Source organism: Streptomyces sp. NPDC058691 (assembly GCF_042714775.1).
In the GTDB taxonomy this organism is placed as follows: domain Bacteria; phylum Actinomycetota; class Actinomycetes; order Streptomycetales; family Streptomycetaceae; genus Actinacidiphila.
Genome location: NZ_JBHXSO010000085.1, coordinates 1 through 22,067, shown reverse-complemented (window position 1 = coordinate 22,067; position 22,067 = coordinate 1). Strand labels below are relative to the sequence as shown.

Genomic DNA, 22,067 nt, shown 5'->3' with positions numbered 1-22,067 from the left:
GCCCGGTGGGGGCTGGGGCCTTCGCCGTCGAACGGTGCCGCGACGGCGCGCCGTCGGTCAGAGACCGAGGTCGCCCTCGAACTCGCCGGCCTCCAGGCGGGCCTTGACGTCGTTCAGGTAGCGGGCGGCGTCCGCGCCGTCGACCAGCTGGTGGTCGTACGACAGGGTCAGGTACGCCACGTCGCGGATCGCGATGGTCTCACCCAGGTCCGGGTGGTTGATCACCATCGCGCGGCGCACGGTGGCGCCGATGCCCAGCTCGGCGACCTGCGGGTAGTTCACGATGATCGTGTCGAACAGCGCACCGCGCGAACCGGTGTTGCTGATCGTGAACGTGCCGCCGGACAGGTCGTCCGGGCTGATCTTCTTGTTGCGGACCTTGCCGGCCAGCTCGGCGGTCTTCTTGGCGATGCCCGCCAGGCTGAGGTCGCCGGCGCCCTTGATGACCGGGACCATCAGGCCCTGCTCGGAGTCGACCGCGATGCCGATGTTCTCGGCGTCGTGGTAGGTGACCGTGCCGTCGTCGTTGATCTTGGCGTTGACGACCGGGTGGGCCTTCAGCGCCTCGGCGGCGGCCTTGACGAAGAACGGCATCGGCGAGAGCTTGACGCCCTCGCGGGCCAGGAAGGACTCCTTGGCCCGGGCCCGCAGCTTCATGATCTTGGTGACGTCCACCTCGACCACGGTCGACAGCTGCGCCTGGCTGTGCAGGGCCTTCATCATGTTGTCGGCGATGACCTTGCGGATGCGCGACATCTTGACGGTCTGCCCGCGCAGCGCGGCGGCGGCGGCCGGCACCGTGACACCCGCGGACGGGGCGGGCGCGGTCGGCGCGGCGGCGGCGGCCTTGGCGGCCTCGGCGGCGGCCAGGACGTCCTGCTTGCGGATACGGCCACCGACACCGGTGCCCTTGACCGCGGCCAGGTCCACACCGTTCTCGGCCGCGAGCTTGCGGACCAGCGGGGTCACATACGCGCCCTCGTCGGTCGGCGCCGTGGCCGAGGGGGCGGCGGCCGGAGCCGGAGCCTGCGGGGCGACCGGGGCCGGAGCGGGCGCGGGAGCCGGAGCAGGCGCGGGAGCCACCGGAGCCGGAGCGGCCACGGGGGCCGGGGCCGGCGGGGCGACCGGGGCGGGAGCCGGAGCCGGGGCAGGCGCCGGAGCCGCGGCGGCCGGAGCCGGAGCGGCGGCGGCCGGGGCGGCCGCGGGCGCGGCACCCGCGGCACCGATGACGGCGAGCTTGGCGCCGACCTCGGCGGTCTCGTCCTCGCCGACCAGGATCTCCAGCAGGGTGCCGGCGGCGGGCGACGGGATCTCGGTGTCGACCTTGTCGGTGGAGACCTCGAGCAGCGGCTCGTCGGCCTCGACGGTCTCGCCGACCGACTTCAGCCAGCGGGTGACGGTGCCCTCGGTCACCGACTCGCCCAGCGCCGGCAGGAGCACCGGGGTGCCCTCGGCGGCGCCGGCCGGGGCCGGAGCGGGGGCGGGAGCCGCGGCGGCGGGCGCCGGGGCGGGGGCGGGGGCGGGGGCCTCCTGCACCGGAGCCGGCGCGGGCACCGCGGCGGCCGGGGCGGGGGCGGCAGCGGGCGCGCCCGTGCCGTCGTCGATGACGGCCAGCTCTGCGCCGACCTCCACCGTCTCGTCCTCGGCCACCTTGATGGACGAGAGAATGCCCGAAGCGGGCGCCGGGATCTCGGTGTCGACCTTGTCGGTCGACACCTCGAGCAGCGGCTCGTCGGCCTCGACGCGCTCACCCTCGGCCTTGAGCCAGCGGGTGACGGTGCCCTCGGACACGCTCTCGCCGAGCGCCGGCAGGGTTACGGAAACCGCCATGGTTTCGGTTGCTCCTAACGATCTGTGCGGATTGGTCTGCGTGTCCGTGGATCAGTCGTGCGCGTGCAGCGGCTTGCCGGCCAGCGCCAGGTGAGCCTCGCCGAGCGCCTCGTTCTGCGTCGGGTGCGCGTGGATGAGCTGGGCGACCTCGGCGGGCAGGGCCTCCCAGTTGTAGATCAGCTGGGCTTCGCCGACCTGCTCGCCCATCCGGTCGCCGACCATGTGGACGCCGACCACGGCGCCGTCGCGGACCTGGACGAGCTTGATCTCGCCGGCGGTCTTGAGGATCTTGCTCTTGCCGTTGCCGGCCAGGCTGTACTTCAGGGTGACGACCTTGTCGGCACCGTACAGCTCCTTGGCCTTGGCCTCGGAGATGCCCACCGAGGCGACCTCCGGGTGGCAGTACGTGACGCGCGGCACGCCGTCGTAGTCGATCGGCACGGTCTTCAGACCGGCCAGCCGCTCCGCGACGAGGATGCCCTCGGCGAAGCCGACGTGGGCGAGCTGGAGGGTCGGGACCAGGTCGCCGACCGCGGAGATGGTGGGCACGTTCGTGCGCATGTACTCGTCGACCAGCACGTAGCCGCGGTCCATCGCGACCCCGGCCTCCTCGTAGCCCAGGCCCTGGGAGACCGGGCCGCGGCCGACGGCGACGAGCAGCAGCTCGGCCTCGAACTCCTTGCCGTCGGCGAGGGTGACCTTGACGCCGTCGGCGGTGTACTCGGCCTTGGAGAAGAAGGTGCCGAGGTTGAACTTGATGCCGCGCTTGCGGAAGGCGCGCTCCAGCAGCTTGGAGCTGTTCTCGTCCTCGACCGGCACGAGGTGGGGCAGACCCTCGACGACCGTGACGTCGACACCGAAGGACTTCCACGCGGAGGCGAACTCGACGCCGATGACGCCGCCGCCGAGCACGATCGCGGACTTCGGGACGCGGTCCAGGACCAGCGCGTGGTCGGAGGAGATGATCCGGTCGCCGTCGATGGCCAGGCCCGGCAGCGACTTCGGCACGGAGCCGGTCGCCAGGAGCACGTGGCGGCCGGTGTAGCGCTGGCCGTTGACGTCCACCGAGGTCGGGGAGGACAGCCGGCCCTCGCCGGTCACGTAGGTGACCTTGCGGGAGGCCACCAGGCCCTGCAGACCCTTGTAGAGGCCCGCGATCACGTCGTCCTTGTACTTGTGGACCCCGGCGATGTCGATGCCCTCCAGGGAGGCCTTGACACCGAACTGCTCGGCCTCGCGGGCCTGGTCCGCGATCTCACCGGCGTGCAGCAGAGCCTTTGTGGGGATGCAGCCGCGGTGCAGGCAGGTGCCGCCGAGCTTGTCCTTCTCGATCAGTGCGACGTCCAGACCGAGCTGCGCGGCGCGCAGCGCTGCGGCGTAGCCGCCGCTACCGCCACCGAGGATCACTAGGTCGAAAACGGTGCTGGCGTCGTTCGCCACGTCACGTCCTCCATGCATGGATACGCCGGAGCCGGTCCGTCATGACCGGGCGGCGGCTTTTGTTCGGCCGCTTCTGTTAAACGGGGCCCTGTCGTGCCGAGACAACATCTTCGCACTTGTTCGGGGCGGACGAGGCACCGGGCCGGGGTGTGAGACGTACGGAACGCCCCTGGCCAGGGCTACTCGCCGGTATCCCCTTCGAAATACGCGAGCGCGTTGTCTCTTTGCTCGCTCTTGGCGAACGCGTACGGCCCCGGATGCCATACCCGGGGCCGTACCGAATGTGCCGAGGCTTACACCGCGCCTGGGGGCTGCCTCAGAACAGCTCGCCCTCGCCGGCCTTCTCGGCCAGCCGCACCAGGGTGCGCACGGCGGAGCCGGTGCCGCCCTTGGGGGTGTAGCCGAACGGGGCGGACTCGTTGAAGGCGGGTCCCGCGATGTCCACGTGGGCCCAGGTGATGCCCTCGCCGACGAACTCCTTGAGGAACAGGCCGGCCGCCAGGCCGCCGCCCATGCGCTCGCCCATGTTCGCGATGTCGGCGGTGGGGGAGTCCATCGCCTTGCGCAGGTCGGCCGGGAGCGGCATCGGCCAGGACTGCTCGCCGACCTCGCCCGCCGTCTCGTGCACCGCGGTGCGGAAGGCGTCGTCGTTGGCCATGACACCGAAGATGCGGTTGCCGAGCGCCAGCACCATGGCGCCGGTCAGGGTCGCCACGTCGATGATCGCGTCCGGGTTCTCCTCCGAGGCGCGGGTGATCGCGTCGGCCATCACCAGGCGGCCCTCGGCGTCGGTGTTGAGCACCTCGACGGTCTTGCCGCTGTACATCTTCAGCACGTCGCCGGGGCGGGTCGCGGCGCCGGAGGGCATGTTCTCCGCGAGCGCGAGCCAGCCGGTGACGGTGACGGGCAGGCCCAGGCGGGCGGCGGCGACCACGGTGGAGAACACGGCGGCGGCGCCGCTCATGTCGCACTTCATGGTCTCGTTGTGGCCGGCCGGCTTCAGGGAGATGCCGCCCGAGTCGTAGGTGATGCCCTTGCCGACCAGCGCGAGGTGCTTGGCGTCGCGGCCCTTGCCGCCGCTGTAGACGACCTTCACCAGGCGCGGCGGGTTCGCCGAGCCCTGGCCGACGCCCATGATGCCGCCGTAGCCGCCCTTGAGGAGCGCCTTCTCGTCCAGCACCTCGACCTTGAGGCCGTGCTCCTTGGCGGCCTCCTGCACGAAGGCGGCGAAGACCTTCGGAGTGAGGTCGTTCGGCGGCATGTTGATCAGGTCGCGGGAGCGGTTGACCTCTTCGGCGATGACCGTGGCGCGCTCGGCGGCGGCCTTGAAGGCCTTGTCGCGCGGCTTGGCGCCGACCAGCGCCACCTCGGTCAGCGGCGCCTTGCCGTTGCCCGCCTGGTACGCGGTGTACGCGTACGCACCCAGCAGCGCGCCCTCGGCGACCGCCTGGGCGGCCGCGGCGTCCTCCACCGGCAGCGCGAGAGCGGCCTTCTTGGAGCCGGCCAGCGTGCGGGCGGCGACACCGGCCGCCTTGCGCAGCACCTCAGTGTCGAAGCCGGCACCGTCCGCAGGGGCCTCGCCGAGGCCGACCGCCAGCACGACCGGTGCCTTCAGCCCGGCCGGGGCGGGGAGTTTGGTCACCTCACCCTCAGCGCCCGAGGCGCCCAGCGTCTCGAGCGTCGCGGCGAGCCTGCCGTCGAAGGCCTGGTCGACCGCCTCCGCCCCGGTGGCGACCTCGGGGCCCTTCGTCCCCTTGGTCACGCCGACGACGACGGCGTCCGCGCGCAGCGCCGCGGCGGAGGAGGTGCTGAGAGTCAGTGCAGTCACGGTGATGGAGATCCTGTTCCTTCAGAGGCCCGAATTCTTGGCACCGGGCATCGCCCGGCGGCGCGGGGCGGGGGTGCAGGACCGACCTTACGCTCACTCCTGACGCTTCCGCCCGCGGCGTGCGCCCGCAGGCTGAAGGCGCGGGTTTTCCCTATCCGGTTCCCCTGCCCGCGGCCAGTACGACGAGGGCTGCGGTGCACGCCGTCTCGCACAACGCGCCGAAGACGTCGCCCGTGACACCGCCCAGCCGCGCCCGGCAGCGCCGCAGCAGCAACTCCGCGGCGCCCAGGGCGAGTAGGGCCGCCGCCGTGAACTGCGCCACCGCGTAAGGGCCGAACGGCAGCCCCGCCGCGGCGCAGAGCGCCACCACCCCGGCGGCCAGTCCCCACGCCGCCCGCGCCGGGACCGCGCCGGCCACCGCCGCGCCCAGCCCCTCCGGCCGGGCCGGGGCCACCCCTTCCCGGCAGGCGAGCGTCATGGCGGTGCGCGCCGCCATCGAGGCCACCGCGAAACCGGCCGCCCCGCGGGCCCACGAGGTCCCGTACGCCCCGGCCAGTGCCGCGACTTGGCCGATCAGGACCAGGACCAGGGTCAGCACGCCGAAGGGCCCGATGTCGGACTGCCGCATGATGCGCAGCGCGTCCTCGGCGGGCCGCCCGCTGCCCAGCCCGTCGGCGGTGTCGGCGAGTCCGTCCAGGTGCAGTCCCCGGGTGAGCGCGGCGGGCACCGCGATCGTGCCGGCCGCGGCGAGCAGCGGTCCGCAGCCGAGCAGCAGCAGGACCCCGCCGGCCGCCGCCGCGAACAGCCCCACGACCAGGCCGACCAGGGGCGCGCACACCATCCCCGCCCGGGCCGCCGGGCGGTCCCAGCGGGTCACGCGCACGCGCAGCACGGTCAGGGTGCCGAAGGCGAACCGCAGTCCGTCGGCGGGGGTCGCGGCGGCGGGGCTGGCGGTCATGGCGTGCAGGGTAACGGCCGCTCCCTGACCGTATAGTGCGCATACCAGGCCGAACGGGAGCAATCGGTATGAGTGACTGGTGGTACCGCAACATCACCGAGCCGGGAAAGCTGCCACTGCTCCTCGCCCTCTTCGCCTTCGTCGCGACCTTCGTGATCACACGGACCATCACCCGCCTGATCCGCGCCGGGAAGGGCCCGTTCCGGAACATCTCCTCGGGCGGGACGCACATCCACCACGTGGTGCCCGGCATCATCCTCATGACGGTCGGTGGCTTCGGGGCCGTGGCGAGTTCCACGCATGGGTTCGGGGCGGGGCTGGCGGCCGTGGTCTTCGGCATCGGGGCGGGGCTCGTGCTGGACGAGTTCGCGCTGGTGCTCTACCTGGACGACGTGTACTGGAGCGAACGCGGCCGCAAGAGCGTGGAGGCCGTCGTGATCACCTTCTCGCTGGTGCTCATGCTGCTCGGCGGCCTCGCCCCCTTCGAGGTCAACTCGCTGACCGCCGATCAGCAGCAGAACCGTCTCACGGCGGTCCTCACCATCGTCGTCAACTTCCTCTTCGTCCTGGCCGCGCTGGTCAAGGGCAAGTTCCGCACCGCCGTCGTCGGCGTCTTCGTGCCCTTCGTGGCCCTCGTCGGCGCGCTGCGGCTGGCCCGGCCGGACTCCCTGTGGGCGGAACGCCTCTACGGGCGGCGGCCCAAGGCGGCGCGCCGCGCGGAACTCCGCGCCGCCAGGCACGCCGCCCGCTGGCGCGGCCCGACGCGGCGCCTCCAGGACTGGCTCGGCGGCTTCACCGAGCACTGATCCGGCCGGGGCCGGCGGTACGGGACATGCGCCGCGCACGACAGCGGTGATCCGCATCGGCCGAGCCATGCCCGCCGGGAGTTCCCCGGGCGGCAGGGGGGCGCCGCAGCGGGCCCGCGCCCTGGCTCCACGCGCGTCCTGCGCGAGCGCTCCCGTAGCGCGTGCGACCCTCATCGGCGAGGCGACAGCAGCCGGTGCACGCCGAGGAAGCCGGCCGGTACGGTCGGAGCGCGCGCCGGATCCGCGGCACCGGTCCGGCCCCCACCGCGTGCCGTGCCCGGGAACCGGCCGGAGCATCGCGAAGTCCGGCCGCACCTGTTCAAGGGTTCGGCGCGACCTCGTCCGCGTGCCGGATCACGACAACCGGTGCGGATTCCGAGGCCAGCCGAGCAGGCCCGACGCATCCCCTGGCATCGGCACACCCCACCGGCGCGCGGCGGCCGTCCGCCGAGTCGCCGAGCGGTCCGCGTGCTCCGGCACACCGTCCACCGCCGCTGCGTGCACCCGGCGAACCGGTGCGTGTGACGCGGCGGTGCACCGGCCGCACGCCGTGCACGGCCGGCCGGCCGGGCTTCGGGGCCGCGCAGGCCCTCAGGCGCGCTCGGACAGCTCCGCGGAGAGCGCCGCGGCCGCCTTGAGCAGGGGCAGCACCAGCAGCGCGCCCGTGCCCTCGCCGGCCGTCACCTTCAGGTCCAGCTGCGGCTCTATCGACAGCCGGTCCAACGCCTTGGCCTGCCCCGGCTCACCGCTCGTCTGCCCGGCCAGCCACCAGTCCGGCGCCCGGAACGCGATGCGCTGCGCGACCAGCGCGCACGCCGCGGACACCACGCCGTCCAGCACCACGGGCAGCTTGCGCACCGCCGCCTGCAGCAGGAATCCGGTGATCGCGGCCAGATCGGCGCCGCCCACCGCGGCCAGCAGCTCCAGCTGGTCGCCCAGCACCGGCCGCGCCCGGCGCAGCGCGTCCCGGATCGCGGCGCACTTGCGCATCCAGGCGACGTCGTCGATGCCGGAGCCCCGGCCCGTCACCACGGACGCGTCCGTGCCGCAGAGCGCGGCGATCAGCACCCCGGCGGCCGTGGTGCCGCCGACGCTCAGGTCGCCGAGCAGGACCAGGTCCGTACCGGAGTCCGCCTCCTCGTCGGCGACCGCCATGCCCGCGCGGAACGCCGCCTCGGCCTCGTCGGCAGTCAGCGCGTCCTCGACGTCGATCCGGCCCGATCCGCGGCGCACGCGGTGCGCCGTGACCTCGGCGGGCAGCTCCTCGGCCGGGGCGTCCACGCCCACGTCCACCACCCGGACCGCCGCGCCGTACTGACGCGCCAGCACGTTCACCGGTGACGCCCCGTCCAGGACCGCGCGGACCAGCTCGACGGCGGTGCCCGCCGGGCGCGCCGACACCTTCAGCGCCGCCACCCCGTGGTCCGCCGCGAACAGCACGGCCTTGGGGTGTTCGATCGGCCGTACGGTGGCCACGCCCTGGGCCGCGGAGAGCCACTCCGCGAGCTCGGCCAGATTGCCCAGCGCCCCGGCCGGGCGCACCAGCCGCTGCCAGCGGTCATGCGCGTCACGGCGTACGCCGGCGTCCGGGCGCTCCACCAGGGAGGCGAATTCATCGAGATTCAGGCCGCTCACAGGATCGAACACTACCGTTCCACCACGCCCCGCGCCGAGGTCAGCCCCGCAGCGTCAGCGCCTGTCCGGCCACGACCAGCAGGACGTGTTCCGACTCGCCGGCCACCATCGCGTTCAGGCGCCCCAGTTCATCCCGGAAACGCCGCCCGCTCGCGGTGGCCGGGACCACGCCGGAGCCCACCTCGTTGCTGACGGCGACCACGGTCCGCCGGGTGGCGCGCCACGCCTGCGTCAACTCCACGACACGCGAGCGCAGTTCACGCTCGGCGCCGCCCGTCCAGCGCGCGTCGTCCCAGGCGCCGACCTCGTCCATCGTGTGCGTCAGCCACAGCGACAGGCAGTCGATCAGCAGCGCCGGCCCCTCGTCCTCGGCGAGCAGCGGCACCAGGTCGCAGGTCTCCAGCGTCTGCCAGCCGCCCGGGCGCCGCTCCCGGTGCAGTGCCACGCGCCGCGCCCACTCCGGGTCTTCGTCGCGGGTCCCGCCGGTGGCCACGTACTGCACGCCGGGGAAGGCCGACAACCGCCGCTCGGCCTCCGCCGACTTGCCGGAGCGGGCCCCGCCCAGCACCAGGGTGCGGCGCGGGACGTCCGGCACCTCGTGGAAGTCGCCGACGGTCAGCGCCGTCCCGTCCGGCACCGCGCGCGCCCCCAGCGCGGCCAGCCGGCGACGCGTCTCCGGGCCGGGGTGCGCCGCGTGGTCCAGGTGCACGGCGACCACGTCCGTCGTGCCGGTGACGGCCCCCGCGGCCCGCAGCCGGGCCAGCGCGTCGGGCCGTGCCACGGCGTCCAGCAGCACCGTCCCGTACGGCCGCTCCGTCTCCGCCAGTCCCGCCGGGCCGCACTCCGGCGGCAGGTACAGCAGCCGTGTCCCCGCCGGCGCCTCCACCTCGTACCCCGCCCCGGGCGCGTCCACCGGCACCGACCGCACCTTGTGCCCTGTCGGCAGCGTCACCTCCTGCCCGGCGGGCAGCCGGGCCGGGGCCGGCAGCGCGGCCGGGATCTCCACCGCCGGCCCGTCCTGCGGATGCGAGAGCAGCACCTGCAGCACGCCGGCCAGCGATTGCCCCGACCGGGCGGCCGCCAGCGCCACGCCGGGCGTCAGGTCGAGCAGCAGCACCCCGTCCACGAGGACGGAGGTGGCCGCCCGCGCCCGCTCGCCCACGGCCACCGCGCACGCCGCGCACGGGCAGCCGGGCAGCGGCAGGCCCTCGGGGCCCCCGGTACCGAGAAGTGTCAGTTCCACGTCCCGATTCTTTCGCGTCCGCGCACGCTACGCTGCCGGGCAGGCACCCCGAGGGACGAGGAGACGGACATGGCGTGGACCTGGCGTTTCGAGAAGACCGACGGCACGGAGGTCGTACCCGCGGTCGAGCCCGAGGAGTTCACCACACAGGGCGACGCCGAGTCCTGGATCGGCGAGGTCTGGAAGGACCTGCTCGAGGGCGGCGCCGACCAGGTCGTCCTCTTCGAGGACGCCACCAAGATCTACGGCCCCATGAGCCTGCACGGCGACGAGTAGCCGGCGCCGCTCCCGTCCGCGGATGTGGAGGGCGCGGTCGCGCGCCCTCCACACCGGGGGTCTCAGAGCTCGCCCAGGGTCACCTGGACCGTCTTCTCGTTGCCGTCGCGCACAAAGGTGACGTCCACCTTCTTGCCCGGAGCGGACGGGGCCAGGGCCTCGGAGAGCGCCTGTGACGTCTGGATCTCGGTGTCGCCGACGCGGATGATGATGTCGCCGGGCTCGATGCCCGCCTTCGCGGCCGGGCCGTCGCGGACGACGGAGATGACGGCGACGCCGGCCGGGCTGAAGTCCGGCCCGAGCACGGTGCGGCCGCTGACGCCGAGGGCGGCCCGCCCGGACGAGGTGACCTTGCCGTTCTTGATGATCTGGTCGGCGATACGGGTGATCGTCGAGGAAGGGATTGCGAAGCCGATCCCCGGCGCCGAGTTGTTCCCGCTCCCGGAGCTCGTGTTGATCGCGCCGAGGGTGGGGATGCCGATGATCTCGCCGGACAGGTTGACCAGCGCCCCGCCGCTGTTGCCCGGGTTGATGGGCGCGGAGGTCTGCACCAGGTTGGCGATGGTGGCCCCGGGGGTGCCGCTGGCGGCGGTCTCGGTGACGGTGCGGCCCAGCGCGGAGACGATGCCCTGGGTGACGCTGCCGCTGAGACCCAGCGGGCTGCCCATGGCGAGCGCGATCTGCCCCACCTCGACCTTCGCGGAGTCCGCGAAGCGGGCCGCGCGCAGCCCGGACGGCGGCTTGTCGAGGGAGATCACCGCGAGGTCCTGCTCCGGGTAGCTCGCCACCAGGGTGGCCTTCTGCGGCTTGTTGTCGTTGGCCAGGGTCACCTGGAACGTGGTGTTCTGCCCGACGACATGGGCGTTGGTGACGATGTGGCCCTTGGTGTCGTAGACGATGCCGGAGCCGAGCTCCTCGGACGTCGTGATCTGCACGACCGAGGGCAGCACGTTCCGGACCACGTCCTGGTAGTTGTCCTGCAGGTCGCGCGCGCCGGACGCCTCCGAGACCTCCGGCGCCGCGGACGTCTTGGCCGCGGGGGACTGGGGGGAGGAGGGCGAGCCGGAGGTGCATCCGGCCAGCATCAGCAGCGTCGCGGTCGCCGCGGCCGCCGCACACAGGGCCCCGAGCGTCCGTCGGGAGGTCGGCATGGAATCGGTCATGCCCGAAGTGTCGCTTTCGGCGCACTCTGTGGCGTGTAGCCCGCCCCGGTCAGTCCCGTACGCCGCACAGATGCAGCAGTGCCGCCACCGAGCGGTACGGATCGGTGCGCCCGGCGAGCTCCTCGGCCGCGAGCAGTTCCTCCGGCACCTCGCCGGACACGGCGCCGTCGCCGTCCGGAGCGGTGTCGGTGAAGACCCGCACCCCGTACCAGGCGTGCAGGGGCGCCCCGATGCCGTTCAGGGTGGCGGTGAGTGCCGCGCGCCGGTCGGCGCGGGCGGTCACTCCCAGCCGGTTCGTGTAGCCGGTGCCGCCGCCCGAGAGCGCGGCCAGCGCGGCCTGCCAGTCGCCCTGCAGCGCGGGGCGCATCGCCAGCGCGTCGGCGTTCCGCACCAGCAGGGAGAGCAGTCCGCCCGGGGCCAGTACGCGCGCCAGCCCGGCGAGCATCGGGTCGGGCTCGGGCACGTACATGAGCACCCCGTGGCACAGCACCACGTCGAAGCTGCCGGGCCCGAAGTGCCGGCCGGTCTCCCGGCCGTCCCCCTCGGTCAGGGTGACCCGCTCGCGTATGCCCTCGGGCTCGGCGGCCAGCGCCTCGCGCAGCGCGGCCGCCATCGCCGGATCGGCCTCCAGGCCGGTGACGAGATGGCCGGCGCGGGCCAGCCGCAGGGCCTGGGTGCCCTGGCCGGGGCCGACGTCGAGGACGCGCAGCCGCCGGCCCACCGGGAAACGGGCGCTGATCTGCTCGTCGAGCTGGCGGGCCACCAGTTCCTGGCGCACTGTGTTCCGGAGTCCGCCCAGCCCGTCCAGCCAGCGGCCGGCGACGGAGGCGAACCCGCCGTCGGCGCTCAGAGCTGCTTGGTGCCGCGCTTGACCTGCGGCTTGGGCAGGCGCAGGCGGCGCAGCTGGAGGGACCGCATCAGCGCGTAGGCGACGGCGCCCCGGGTGTTCTGGTCCGGGAAGCGCTTGGCCAGTTCGCGGCGCAGGAGGAGGCCGCTGACGGCCGAGTCGACGACGATCAGCACGATCACCACCAGCCACAGCAGCAGCGAGAGGTTCTTCAGCGCCGGGCTCGGCACCATGCTCAGCACGAGGATGACCACGGCCATCGGCAGGAAGAACTCGGCGGCGCGGAAGCGGGAGTCCACGTAGTTGCGGGCGAACTTGCGCACCGGGCCCTTGTCGCGCGCGGGCAGGTAGCGCTCGTCGCCGTTCATCAGCGCCTCGCGCTGCTTGGTCATGTCGGCGCGGCGCGCCTCGCGCGCCTGCCGGGTCGCCGCCTTGCGGTCGCCCGGAGCGGTCACGACCTTGCGCCGCTGGGTCTGCGCGTCGCTGCGCTTGGGGGTAGGGCGGCCCTTGGGGGCCTGCGGGTCACGGGTCTGCCGGTCCTCGACCACCGTGGTGGCTGAGGCCTGCTCATCTTGAGAACGACGTCGGAACACGAAACCAAGGTTACGTGGTCGCCGGGCGGACCCCCAGCCCCTCACCTACTCCCTGGGCCTGAGGTCACCGAACTGTGATCGTCCTCAAGGATGAGCGGATCCGCAACAGAACAGTGGGGTAATGGAACCACGCCCCGTACTGTGGGGTCTGTACATGGTGTGCCGGCCAGCTGACTGAAGGGGGCGCGCGAGGCCCATGAGCGGTGTCATGAAGCGGATGGGGATGATCTTCCGCGCGAAGGCCAACAAGGCCCTTGACCGGGCCGAGGATCCGCGCGAGACCCTCGACTACTCGTACCAGAAGCAGCTGGAGCTGCTGCAGAAGGTGCGCCGGGGGGTGGCGGACGTCGCGACGTCCCGCAAGCGTCTGGAGCTGCAGCTGAACCAGGTGCAGCAGCAGTCCGCGAAGTACGAGGACCAGGGCCGCAAGGCGCTCGCCCTGGGCCGTGAGGACCTGGCTCGTGAGGCGCTGTCCCGCCGGGCCGCGCTGCAGCAGCAGGTGACCGAACTGCAGACCCAGCACCAGACCCTGCAGGGCGAGGAGGAGAAGCTCACCCTGGCCGCCCAGCGGCTGCAGGCCAAGGTGGACGCCTTCCGCACCAAGAAGGAGACCATCAAGGCCACCTACAGCGCCGCCAAGGCCCAGACCCAGATCGGCGAGGCCTTCTCCGGCATCTCCGAGGAGATGGGCGACGTCGGCCTGGCGATCCAGCGTGCCGAGGACAAGACCGAGCAGCTGCGGGCCCGGGCCGGCGCCCTGGACGAGCTGATGGCCTCCGGCGCCCTGGACGACCCGAGCGGTTTCGCCAAGGACGACATCCAGGCCGAGCTGGACCGGTTGTCCGGCGGCAGCGACGTGGAGCTGGAACTGCAGCGCATGAAGGCCGAGCTCGCCGGGGGTTCCCCGCAGCAGGCCATCGAGAGCGGGCAGCCCGGCCGGCCGCAGCAGCAGGCACAGCCCCAGGACCAGCCGCGTTTCGACAAGCAGTGACCAGCATTGACCAGCAGTGGGAAGAAGCGTTGAGGCATCCCTGAGGAGGGCGTCGTGATCGTAAGGATCATGGGGGAGGGTCAGGTGACGGTGGACGAGAGCCACCTCGCCGAACTCAACAAGCTCGACGACGAGCTCCTGGCCGAGATGGAGCACGGCGACGAGACCGCGTTCCGGCGCACGCTGACCGCGCTCCTCGACGCGGTCCGCAGGCTCGGCACACCGCTTCCGGACGACTCCCTGGAGCCGTCCGAGCTGATCCTGCCGGGCTCGGACGCCACTTTGGAGGAAGTCCGGGCCATGCTCCGCGACGACGGCCTGATCCCCGGCTGATCCGGTCGGGCTCCCCGACGACCAGCGCACCCGACCGTGCCCCGGCCCCGGTTCCGTACCGGACCGGGGCACAGTCGTCCCTCGGGGCCCGTACCGTTGGGCAGCGTGCAGCATCGTTCCATGCGGGACCGGGCCCGCCTGTGGCCGACGGCCCACCCCGTCGCCCTCGACGCCGGACTGGCGGCGGCGGTCCTGGCGATCATCCTCGGCAACATGTTCATGGGTCCGCACGCGGAACGGTACGACGTCTCGGTCACCGACATCGTGCTCAGCGTCGTGGCCTGCGCCGCTCTCCTGCTGCGCCGCCGCAGCCCGCTGGGCGTGCTGGTGTTCACCGGCGTCGTCACCGTCGTCTACCTGCTCACCGCGAGCGGCGACAGCCGGGGCCCGGTGGCCGCGGCCGTCATCGTCGCGCTGTACTCCGCCTCCGCCCGCACCGACCGCGCCACGACCTTCCGCATCGGGCTCGCCTCGTGCCTCGTGCTGACCGCGGTCGCCATGCTCTTCGGGGCCCGGCCCTGGTACTCCGCCGAGAACATCGCCCTGTTCGCCTGGTCCGGCATGGCCGCCGCGGCCGGTGAGGCGACCCGCAGCCGGCGCGCGTACATCGTCGCCGTCGAGGAGCGGGCCGAGCGCGCGGAACGGACCCGGGAGGAGGAGGCCAAACGGCGCGTCGCGGAGGAGCGCATGCGCATCGCCCGCGAGCTGCACGACGTCGTCGCCCACCACATCGCCCTGGTCAACGTGCAGGCCGGTGTCGCCGCCCATGTCATGGACACCCGGCCCGACCAGGCCAAGCAGGCACTCGCCCACGTCCGCGAGGCCAGCCGCTCCGCCCTGGACGAGCTGCGCGCCACCGTGGGACTGCTCCGCCAGTCCGGAGATCCCGCCGCGCCCATGGAACCCGCACCGGGACTGGGGGTCCTGGACCAGCTCGTCGAGGGCTTCCGGCGCGCCGGGCTGGCGGTCGAGATCGCCGAGGACGGCGCGGGCGTGCTCCCGGCGACCGTCGATCTGACCGCCTACCGGCTCATCCAGGAGTCGCTGACCAACGTCCACAAGCACGCCGGCCGGGGCGCGCGCGCCGAGGTGCGGATCGCCCGTGCCGGCGGCGCCCTGGAGGTCACCGTCGTGGACCGCGGCGGTCGCCTCGACGTCGCCGTCCCCGCCCCCGCCGAGCCCGGCGGCGGCCACGGCCTCATCGGTATGCGCGAGCGCGCCGCGGCCCTCGGCGGCACCTGCGAGGCCGGTCCCTGCCCGGAGGGCGGATTCCGCGTGCACGCCCGGCTGCCGCTGGCGGTGACCGCTTGAGCGGGGCACCGGGCGGGCGGTGGGAGGATGCCCCCATGATCAGGGTGCTGCTCGCGGACGACCAGGCGCTGCTGCGGGGCGCGTTCCGCGTCCTCGTGGAGTCCGAGCCGGACATGGAGGTCGTCGGGGAGGCCTCCGACGGCGCCGAGGCGATCACGATGGCCCGCAGCACGCGGGCCGACGTCGTGCTGATGGACATCCGGATGCCCGGCATGGACGGCCTGGCCGCGACCCGGGCGATCACCGGTGACGAGGACCTGGTGGGAGTGGCGGTGCTGGTCCTCACCACCTTCGAGGCCGACGAGTACGTGGCCCAGGCCTTGCGCGCCGGCGCCGCCGGGTTCCTCGGCAAGGGCGCGGAGCCCGACGAGCTGCTGGGCGCGATCCGTACCGTCGCCGCCGGGGACGCGCTGCTGTCGCCGTCCGCGACGAAGAGTCTGATCGGGCAGTTCCTGGCCCAGGCCGGCACACCGTCCCGCCCCGCCCCCGAGCTCGACGCGCTCACCGCCCGCGAGCGCGAGGTGCTGATCGAGGTCGCGATGGGCCTGCCGAACGACGAGATCGCCGAACGCCTCGGCGTGAGCCCGCTCACCGTCAAGACCCATGTGAACCGCACCATGGCCAAGCTGGGCGCCCGCGACCGCGCGCAGCTGGTCGTGGCGGCGTACGAGTCCGGCTTGGTGCGCCCGGCCGGGCGCTGACTACGCCCGGCGCCGTACCGCAGCCGCAGTACGCGGCCGCTTTACACCACGACCTTGGGTTGAGGAAACCCCCCTGCCGGACACGAGAAGCTGTGGTGGTCTGATGACAGTGATCTGAATCCGCATCCTCTGACCCAGAGAAGAGACCGCACCACGATGTCCTGGCTGTCCAGAATCAGCCTCGCCCAGCGCGCCCTGGTCGCGCTCATGGCAGTGGTCGCCGTCGTATTCGGCGCCATCGCGATACCTTCGCTCAAGCAGCAGTTGCTGCCCTCCATCGACCTGCCGATCGTCTCGGTGATCACGACCTTCCAGGGTGCCTCGCCCGACGTGGTCGAGAAGCAGGTCGTCGAGCCGATCGAGGACGGCATCAAGGGTGTCGACGGGATCACCGGCATCACCTCGACGGCCAGTGAGGGCTCGGCCGTGATCATGGCCCAGTTCGACTACGGCAACGACAGCGACAAGCTGGTCGCCAACGTCCAGCAGGCCGTGAACCGGGTCTCCTCGCGTCTGCCCGAGGCCGCGGACCCGCAGGTCGTGGCCGGCTCCACCGACGACATCCCGACCGTCGTGCTCGCCGCCACCTCCACCGGCCTGGACCAGCAGGCGCTGTCCGACGCCCTGGACCGCTCCGTGGTCCCCGCCCTCCAGGACATCGACGGCGTCGGCCAGGTCACCGTCACCGGTGTCCAGGACCAGGTCGTCACGGTGACGCCGGACGACGCGAAGCTGGCCAGGGCCGGGATCGGCGCCGCCGCCGTGGTGCAGACGCTGCAGGCCGGCGGCCACCCGGTGCCCGCGGGCTCCTTCGACGAGAACGGCAAGAGCCGTACCGTCCAGGTCGGCGGCGAGTACGCCTCGCTGGACGAGATCAAGGACCTGCGCATCCCGGGCGCCGCCAAGCCCGTACGGCTCGGTGACATCGCCACGGTCGTCGAGAAGCCGGACGCCACGGACTCCATCACGCGCACCGACGGCAAGCCGAGCCTCGGCATCGCCGTCACGATGACCCAGGACGGCAGCGCCGTCGCGGTCTCCTCGGCGGTCAAGGACAAGCTGGCGGACATGGAGCGGGACCTCGGTCAGGGCGCCAAGCTCACCGTCGTCAGCGACCAGGGTCCGGCAGTCTCCAAGTCGATCCACGGCCTGACCACCGAGGGCCTGCTCGGCCTGCTGTTCGCGGTCCTCGTCATCCTGGTCTTCCTGGCGTCGCTGCGCTCGACGCTGGTGACCGCCCTGTCGATCCCGCTGTCGGTCGTGCTGACGCTGATCGTGCTGTGGACCCGCGACCTGTCCCTCAACGTCCTCACGCTGGGCGCGCTGACGATCGCCATCGGCCGTGTCGTCGACGACTCCATCGTGGTGCTGGAGAACATCAAGCGGCACCTCGCCTACGGCGAGGAGAAGCACTCGGCGATCATCACCGCCGTGCGTGAGGTCTCCGGCGCGGTCACCGCGTCCACGCTCACCACGGTCGCCGTCTTCCTGCCGATCGGCCTGGTCGGCGGCCTGGTCGGTGCGCTGTTCGGCTCCTTCTCGCTGACCGTGGCGGCGGCGCTGCTCTCCTCGCTGCTGGTGTCGCTGACGGTCGTGCCGGTGTTCTCGTACTGGTTCCTCAAGCCTCCGGCCGACGCCGGCACGGTGGACCCGGACGAGATCCGCCGCGCGGCCGAGGCGAAGGAGGCCGGCAGCCTCCTGCAGCGGCTGTACGTCCCGGTGCTGCGCTTCGCCACGCGCCGTCGCATCACCAGTGTCGTGATTGCGGTGGCGGTGCTGCTGTGCACCTTCGGCCTGGTCCCGATGCTGAAGACCAACTTCTTCGACCAGGGCGACCAGGACACCCTGACGGTCAAGCAGGAGCTCGCTCCGGGCACCAGCCTGAAGACCTCCGACGCCGCGGCCGGCAAGGTCGAGAAGCTGCTGGGGAGCATCGACGAGGTCAAGGACTACCAGGTCACCGTCGGTTCCTCCGGCTTCCTGGCGGCCTTCGGCGGCGGCACCGGCGCCAACCAGGCCAGCTTCCAGGTCCGTCTGAAGGACGCCGGAGACACCACCGCCGCCCTGGACAAGATCCGCTCCGGCCTGAAGACGCTCGACGGTGTCGGCACGACCTCGGTCTCCGCGGGCGGCGGCTTCGGCAGCCAGAACCTGTCGGTCGTGGTGAAGGCCGCCGACGGCGACACCCTCGCCAAGGCCGCCGACCAGGTCCGCGACGCCGTGGCCGGGCTGGACGACGTCACCGACGTCACCAGCGACCTCGCGCAGTCCGTGCCCCGTATCGAGGTCCACGCCAAGCAGGCCGAGGCCGCGAAGTATGGCCTCAACGACACCACGATCGGCGCCGCCGTCACCCAGGCCGTACGCGGCACGACCGTCGGCAAGGCGGTCCTGGACGACACCGAGCGCGATGTGCGGGTCACGTCCGAACAGGACGCCACGACCCTCGCCGGGCTCAAGGCGCTCACCATCGCCACCCCCGCGGGCCCGGTGAAGCTGGGCAAGGTCGCCGACGTCGTGGAGGCCCCCGGGCCGGTCCAGAAGACCCGGATCGACGGCGCGCGCGCGGCGACGATCACGGCGACGCCGACCGCCGACAACACCGGCGCCGTCAGCACCGCCCTGCAGAACAAGATCAAGTCGCTCGACCTCCCCAAGGGGGCGACCGCCGAGATCGGCGGTGTCTCCTCGGACCAGGGCGACGCCTTCGGAGGGCTCGCGCTGGCGATGCTGGCCGCCGTCGCCATCGTCTTCATGCTGCTGGTCGGCACCTTCCGCAGCCTGGTCCAGCCGCTGGTGCTGCTGGTGTCCATCCCGTTCGCCTCGACCGGCGCCATCGGGCTGCTGCTCATCACCGGTACCCCCCTGGGCGTGCCGGCGCTGATCGGCATGCTGATGCTCATCGGCGTCGTGGTGACCAACGCGATCGTGCTGATGGACCTCATCAACCAGTACCGCGCGCAGGGCCACGGCGTGGTGGAGGCGGTCATCGAGGGTGGCAGGCACCGTCTGCGGCCGATCCTGATGACCGCGCTGGCGACCATCTTCGCGCTGCTGCCGATGGCCCTCGGGGTCACCGGCGAGGGCGGCTTCATCGCCCAGCCGCTCGCCGTGGTCGTCATCGGCGGTCTGCTGACGTCGACCCTGCTCACGCTGCTGCTCGTGCCGACCCTCTACACGATGGTCGAGCTCCGCAAGGAGCGGCGGGCCAAGCGCAAGGCGCTCAAGCGGGCCGCGAAGGCGGGCGGTTCCGACGCCGGCGAGGCCGGGCAGAAGCCCGAGCTGGCCAAGGTCTGACACCCGCGAGCCGGGCAGGACGACGGAGGGGCCAGGGGCGAACGCCCCTGACCCCTCCGCCTGTCGGTGTCGATGCGGCTCTCACAGGAAGAATCCCGACGGGATGTAGGGCTCCGGCGGCCGCATCCCGCGCAGGCACACGTACCCGGACGTGCTCAGCTCCAGCCCGGCGGTCAACCCGACATCCACCGCCCACTGCTGTTCCGACGTCAGATGGGCGACCCGCGCCGTGGTGCCATCGGGGAGGCTCAGCAGCGCGGCGGTGAGCAGCCGGGAGGCCAGCCGGCGCGAGGTCGCGGCCAGCAGGTGTACGCGGCCCTCCCTGCCGACGTAGCAGTAGCCGCTCCCGGCGAGGTCGTCGACGACCAGCAGGCCGCTCTCGGTGAGCAGTTGGTCGTGGTCGGGGCCGTGTGCCCCGCCCCGGGTGCGGCGGTCGACGGAGTCCATCAGATCGCGGTGCTTGGCCGAGCCCTCGTGCACCGCGCCGTCCGGCGCCGGGAGGTCGCCCTTGCGGACGGTCCCCGCCAGCCGCATCGCCGGGTGCAGCGTGAAGCCCGCCCGGCGGTAGGTCGCCGCCGCCCGAGGGTCCGGGGAGCCGCAGATGATGCCGCGCAGGCAGCCGCGCCCGTAGGCCAGGGCGGCGGCGAGCAGTTCACGCCCGACACCGTGTCCCTGCGCGGAGGGCAGCACGGCGAAGAGCGACAGCCCCCAGGTCCCCTCGCGCCGGGTCGACATGACGACCCCGAGCGGCATGCCGGAGGTCTCGTCGACGGCCAGCCAGCAGCCGCCGGGGTCGGTCCGCGCGAGGTGCCGGTTGCGCCGTCGCAGCATGGCGGCCCGCTCGGGGGATACGTCCCCGGACGGGCCGCCACCGGGCAGTGCGTCCCTGGCGCCGAAGGCGGCGGCTGCCACGACCGCTATCGCGTCGGCGTCCTCATCGGTGTCGCGTAAGGGGCGCAGGATCATGCGCCCATCCTGCCCCCTACGGAAGTGCGAGCATTCGCTCCAGTGCCAGCTTGGCGAAGTGCTCGGTCTCCTTGTCGACTTGGATGCGGTTGACGACCTTGCCGTCGGCGAGCGACTCCAGGGTCCACACCAGGTGCGGCAGATCGATCCGGTTCATCGTCGAGCAGAAGCAGACGGTCTTGTCGAGGAAGACGATCTGCTTGTCCGGGTGCGCCTTGGCCAGCCGGCGCACGAGGTTGAGCTCGGTGCCGATCGCCCAGGACGAGCCGGCCGGAGCCGCCTCCAGCGCCTTGATGATGTACTCGGTCGAGCCGACCTGGTCGGCCGCCGCCACGACCTCGTGCTTGCACTCGGGGTGCACCAGGACGTTCACACCGGGGATGCGGGCGCGGACGTCCTCGACCGACTCCAGCGAGAAGCGGCCGTGCACCGAGCAGTGGCCGCGCCACAGGATCATCCTGGCGTCGCGCAACTGCTCCATGGTCAGCCCGCCGTTGGGCTTGTGCGGGTTGTAGACGACGCAGTCCTCCAGGGAGAAGCCCATGTCGCGGACGGCGGTGTTGCGGCCGAGGTGCTGGTCGGGGAGGAAGAGCACCTTGTTCTCCCGGCCCTCGCCCTGCTCGAAGGCCCACTCCAGGGCCCGCTTGGCGTTGCTGGAGGTGCAGATCGTGCCGCCGTGCCGGCCGGTGAACGCCTTGATGTCGGCGGAGGAGTTCATGTACGAGACGGGCACGGTGACGTCGGCGACGCCGGCCTCGGTGAGCACGTCCCAGCACTCGGCGACCTGCTCGGCGGTGGCCATGTCGGCCATCGAGCAGCCGGCGGCCAGGTCGGGGAGGATCACCGCCTGGTCGTCGGAGGTCAGGATGTCCGCGGACTCGGCCATGAAGTGCACACCGCAGAAGACGATGTACTCGGCCTCGGGCCGCGCGGCGGCGTCCCGCGCCAGCTTGAAGGAGTCGCCGGTGACGTCGGCGAACTGGATGACCTCGTCGCGCTGGTAGTGGTGGCCCAGGACGAAGACCTTGTCGCCGAGCTTCTCCTTGGCGGCGCGGGCCCGTTCCACCAGGTCCGGGTCGGAGGCGGCAGGCAGGTCGCCGGGACAGTCCACACCGCGCTCGCTGCGGGGGTCGGACTCGCGGCCCAGGAGAAGCAGCGCGAGCGGGGTCGGCTGGACGTCCAGCGGTTCGGTGGTGGTGGTCACGGGCCCGGAGCCCTTTCTCTGCGGAACTGCGGCTCAACCTTTTCGTCTATTTGACGCTATCTATCATAACCCGTTCGCGTCAGGATGACGATGGGCATCGCGTCAGTGTGACGCATTACCCGGAGCAGCCTCGGTGTGCGAGCATGGAGGACGCGAAAGACGGTCGGACCCGGAGGAATGAATCCGGGAAGCCACCGGTTGACCGTCGTGGCAGCAGTCCGTACAACCCGGGAGTGATCAGATGACGGTTCAGGACGAGACCAGCCAGAGCGAGGGCATTCTCCTGTCCGAAGCGGCGGCCTCCAAGGTCAAGAGCCTGCTCGAGCAGGAGGGCCGCGAAGACCTCGCGCTGCGCGTCGCCGTCCAGCCGGGCGGCTGCTCCGGCCTTCGCTACCAGCTCTTCTTCGACGAGCGTTCGCTCGACGGCGACGTCGTGAAGGACTTCGGCGGCGTCAAGGTCGTCACCGACCGCATGAGCGCCCCGTACCTCGGCGGCGCCTCGATCGACTTCGTCGACACCATCGAGAAGCAGGGCTTCACGATCGACAACCCGAACGCGACCGGCTCCTGCGCCTGCGGCGACTCCTTCCACTGAGTCCCGGCGCGGACGCGCACGCACGACGGAGGCGGCGGACACCCCAGCGG

Annotated in this window: 19 protein-coding genes; 8 read left to right on the top strand and 11 right to left on the bottom strand. The window is 72.5% G+C overall.

The window, feature by feature from the left end; all coding sequences use genetic code 11:
• Window positions 1-57: 57 nt before the first annotated feature.
• The 4 genes from sucB to ACFWVC_RS35780 form a co-directional block, all read right to left on the bottom strand.
• Window positions 58-1,830 carry a 2-oxoglutarate dehydrogenase, E2 component, dihydrolipoamide succinyltransferase gene (sucB, locus tag ACFWVC_RS35795; protein ID WP_384297366.1) on the bottom strand — a complete coding sequence of 591 codons (1,773 nt, stop codon included), beginning with the start codon at window positions 1,828-1,830 and terminating at the stop codon, window positions 58-60.
• A 51-nt stretch (window positions 1,831-1,881) separates the two neighbouring features.
• Window positions 1,882-3,270: a dihydrolipoyl dehydrogenase gene (gene lpdA / locus ACFWVC_RS35790; protein ID WP_384297363.1), complete on the bottom strand. Its 1,389-nt coding sequence runs from the start codon at window positions 3,268-3,270 to the stop codon at window positions 1,882-1,884.
• A gap of 316 nt (window positions 3,271-3,586) precedes the next feature.
• Complete coding sequence (locus ACFWVC_RS35785; protein ID WP_384297361.1) at window positions 3,587-5,098, bottom strand: leucyl aminopeptidase; 1,512 nt, start codon at window positions 5,096-5,098, stop codon at window positions 3,587-3,589.
• A 151-nt stretch (window positions 5,099-5,249) separates the two neighbouring features.
• Complete coding sequence (locus tag ACFWVC_RS35780; RefSeq protein WP_384297356.1) at window positions 5,250-6,056, bottom strand: adenosylcobinamide-GDP ribazoletransferase; 807 nt, start codon at window positions 6,054-6,056, stop codon at window positions 5,250-5,252.
• Between the two features lie 68 nt (window positions 6,057-6,124).
• Here ACFWVC_RS35780 and ACFWVC_RS35775 point away from each other — a divergent pair, with 68 nt between their 5' ends.
• The gene (locus ACFWVC_RS35775; protein ID WP_384297354.1) at window positions 6,125-6,862 is read left to right on the top strand and encodes a hypothetical protein; all 738 of its coding nucleotides are present in this window, start codon (window positions 6,125-6,127) and stop codon (window positions 6,860-6,862) included.
• Between the two features lie 591 nt (window positions 6,863-7,453).
• Here the strand turns inward: ACFWVC_RS35775 and cobT are convergent.
• Both cobT and ACFWVC_RS35765 read right to left on the bottom strand, forming a co-directional pair.
• The gene (gene cobT, locus ACFWVC_RS35770; RefSeq protein ID WP_384297352.1) at window positions 7,454-8,497 is read right to left on the bottom strand and encodes a nicotinate-nucleotide--dimethylbenzimidazole phosphoribosyltransferase; all 1,044 of its coding nucleotides are present in this window, start codon (window positions 8,495-8,497) and stop codon (window positions 7,454-7,456) included.
• 40 nt (window positions 8,498-8,537) lie between these two features.
• Window positions 8,538-9,740 carry a bifunctional adenosylcobinamide kinase/adenosylcobinamide-phosphate guanylyltransferase gene (locus ACFWVC_RS35765; RefSeq protein WP_384297350.1) on the bottom strand — a complete coding sequence of 401 codons (1,203 nt, stop codon included), beginning with the start codon at window positions 9,738-9,740 and terminating at the stop codon, window positions 8,538-8,540.
• A 69-nt stretch (window positions 9,741-9,809) separates the two neighbouring features.
• Between ACFWVC_RS35765 and ACFWVC_RS35760 the strand changes: the two genes are divergently transcribed.
• Window positions 9,810-10,016, top strand: a complete 207-nt coding sequence (locus ACFWVC_RS35760) for a hypothetical protein (protein ID WP_384297347.1) — start codon at window positions 9,810-9,812, stop codon at window positions 10,014-10,016.
• Between the two features lie 62 nt (window positions 10,017-10,078).
• Here ACFWVC_RS35760 and ACFWVC_RS35755 read toward each other — a convergent pair whose 3' ends face one another.
• Genes ACFWVC_RS35755 through ACFWVC_RS35745 form a run of 3 tightly spaced genes read right to left on the bottom strand, consistent with a single transcriptional unit; the run spans window position 10,079 to window position 12,619 of the window.
• Window positions 10,079-11,179 carry a S1C family serine protease gene (locus ACFWVC_RS35755; protein WP_384297344.1) on the bottom strand — a complete coding sequence of 367 codons (1,101 nt, stop codon included), beginning with the start codon at window positions 11,177-11,179 and terminating at the stop codon, window positions 10,079-10,081.
• Window positions 11,180-11,228: 49 nt separating this feature from the next.
• Window positions 11,229-11,978, bottom strand: coding sequence for a class I SAM-dependent methyltransferase (locus ACFWVC_RS35750; RefSeq protein ID WP_384297374.1), 750 nt, complete (start codon window positions 11,976-11,978; stop codon window positions 11,229-11,231).
• Window positions 11,979-12,025: 47 nt separating this feature from the next.
• On the bottom strand, window positions 12,026-12,619 hold the full coding sequence (locus ACFWVC_RS35745) for a DUF3043 domain-containing protein (protein ID WP_384297342.1): 594 nt from the start codon (window positions 12,617-12,619) through the stop codon (window positions 12,026-12,028).
• A 196-nt stretch (window positions 12,620-12,815) separates the two neighbouring features.
• Here ACFWVC_RS35745 and ACFWVC_RS35740 point away from each other — a divergent pair, with 196 nt between their 5' ends.
• The 5 genes from ACFWVC_RS35740 (at window position 12,816) to ACFWVC_RS35720 (ending at window position 19,252) form a co-directional block, all read left to right on the top strand.
• Window positions 12,816-13,610, top strand: coding sequence for a PspA/IM30 family protein (locus tag ACFWVC_RS35740; RefSeq protein ID WP_384297338.1), 795 nt, complete (start codon window positions 12,816-12,818; stop codon window positions 13,608-13,610).
• A gap of 54 nt (window positions 13,611-13,664) precedes the next feature.
• Entirely contained in the window at window positions 13,665-13,943 is a 279-nt protein-coding gene (locus ACFWVC_RS35735) for a hypothetical protein (protein ID WP_384297335.1), read from the top strand.
• Between the two features lie 120 nt (window positions 13,944-14,063).
• Complete coding sequence (locus ACFWVC_RS35730) at window positions 14,064-15,254, top strand: sensor histidine kinase (protein ID WP_384297370.1); 1,191 nt, start codon at window positions 14,064-14,066, stop codon at window positions 15,252-15,254.
• A 35-nt stretch (window positions 15,255-15,289) separates the two neighbouring features.
• Window positions 15,290-15,955 (top strand): response regulator, encoded by a 666-nt coding sequence (locus ACFWVC_RS35725; protein ID WP_384297332.1) that lies wholly within the window; start codon window positions 15,290-15,292, stop codon window positions 15,953-15,955.
• A 156-nt stretch (window positions 15,956-16,111) separates the two neighbouring features.
• A complete protein-coding gene (locus ACFWVC_RS35720; protein WP_384297328.1) occupies window positions 16,112-19,252 on the top strand; it encodes an efflux RND transporter permease subunit in 3,141 nt (1,046 codons plus the stop codon).
• Between the two features lie 81 nt (window positions 19,253-19,333).
• On the opposite strand, the gene ACFWVC_RS35715 is transcribed toward ACFWVC_RS35720, so the two are convergent.
• Together ACFWVC_RS35715 and nadA are read right to left on the bottom strand one after the other, a co-directional pair.
• The gene (locus ACFWVC_RS35715) at window positions 19,334-20,218 is read right to left on the bottom strand and encodes a GNAT family N-acetyltransferase (RefSeq protein WP_384297324.1); all 885 of its coding nucleotides are present in this window, start codon (window positions 20,216-20,218) and stop codon (window positions 19,334-19,336) included.
• 16 nt (window positions 20,219-20,234) lie between these two features.
• Window positions 20,235-21,422, bottom strand: coding sequence for a quinolinate synthase NadA (nadA, locus tag ACFWVC_RS35710; RefSeq protein ID WP_384297320.1), 1,188 nt, complete (start codon window positions 21,420-21,422; stop codon window positions 20,235-20,237).
• A 241-nt stretch (window positions 21,423-21,663) separates the two neighbouring features.
• Between nadA and ACFWVC_RS35705 the strand changes: the two genes are divergently transcribed.
• Window positions 21,664-22,017: a HesB/IscA family protein gene (locus ACFWVC_RS35705; protein WP_384297318.1), complete on the top strand. Its 354-nt coding sequence runs from the start codon at window positions 21,664-21,666 to the stop codon at window positions 22,015-22,017.
• Window positions 22,018-22,067: the final 50 nt, after the last annotated feature.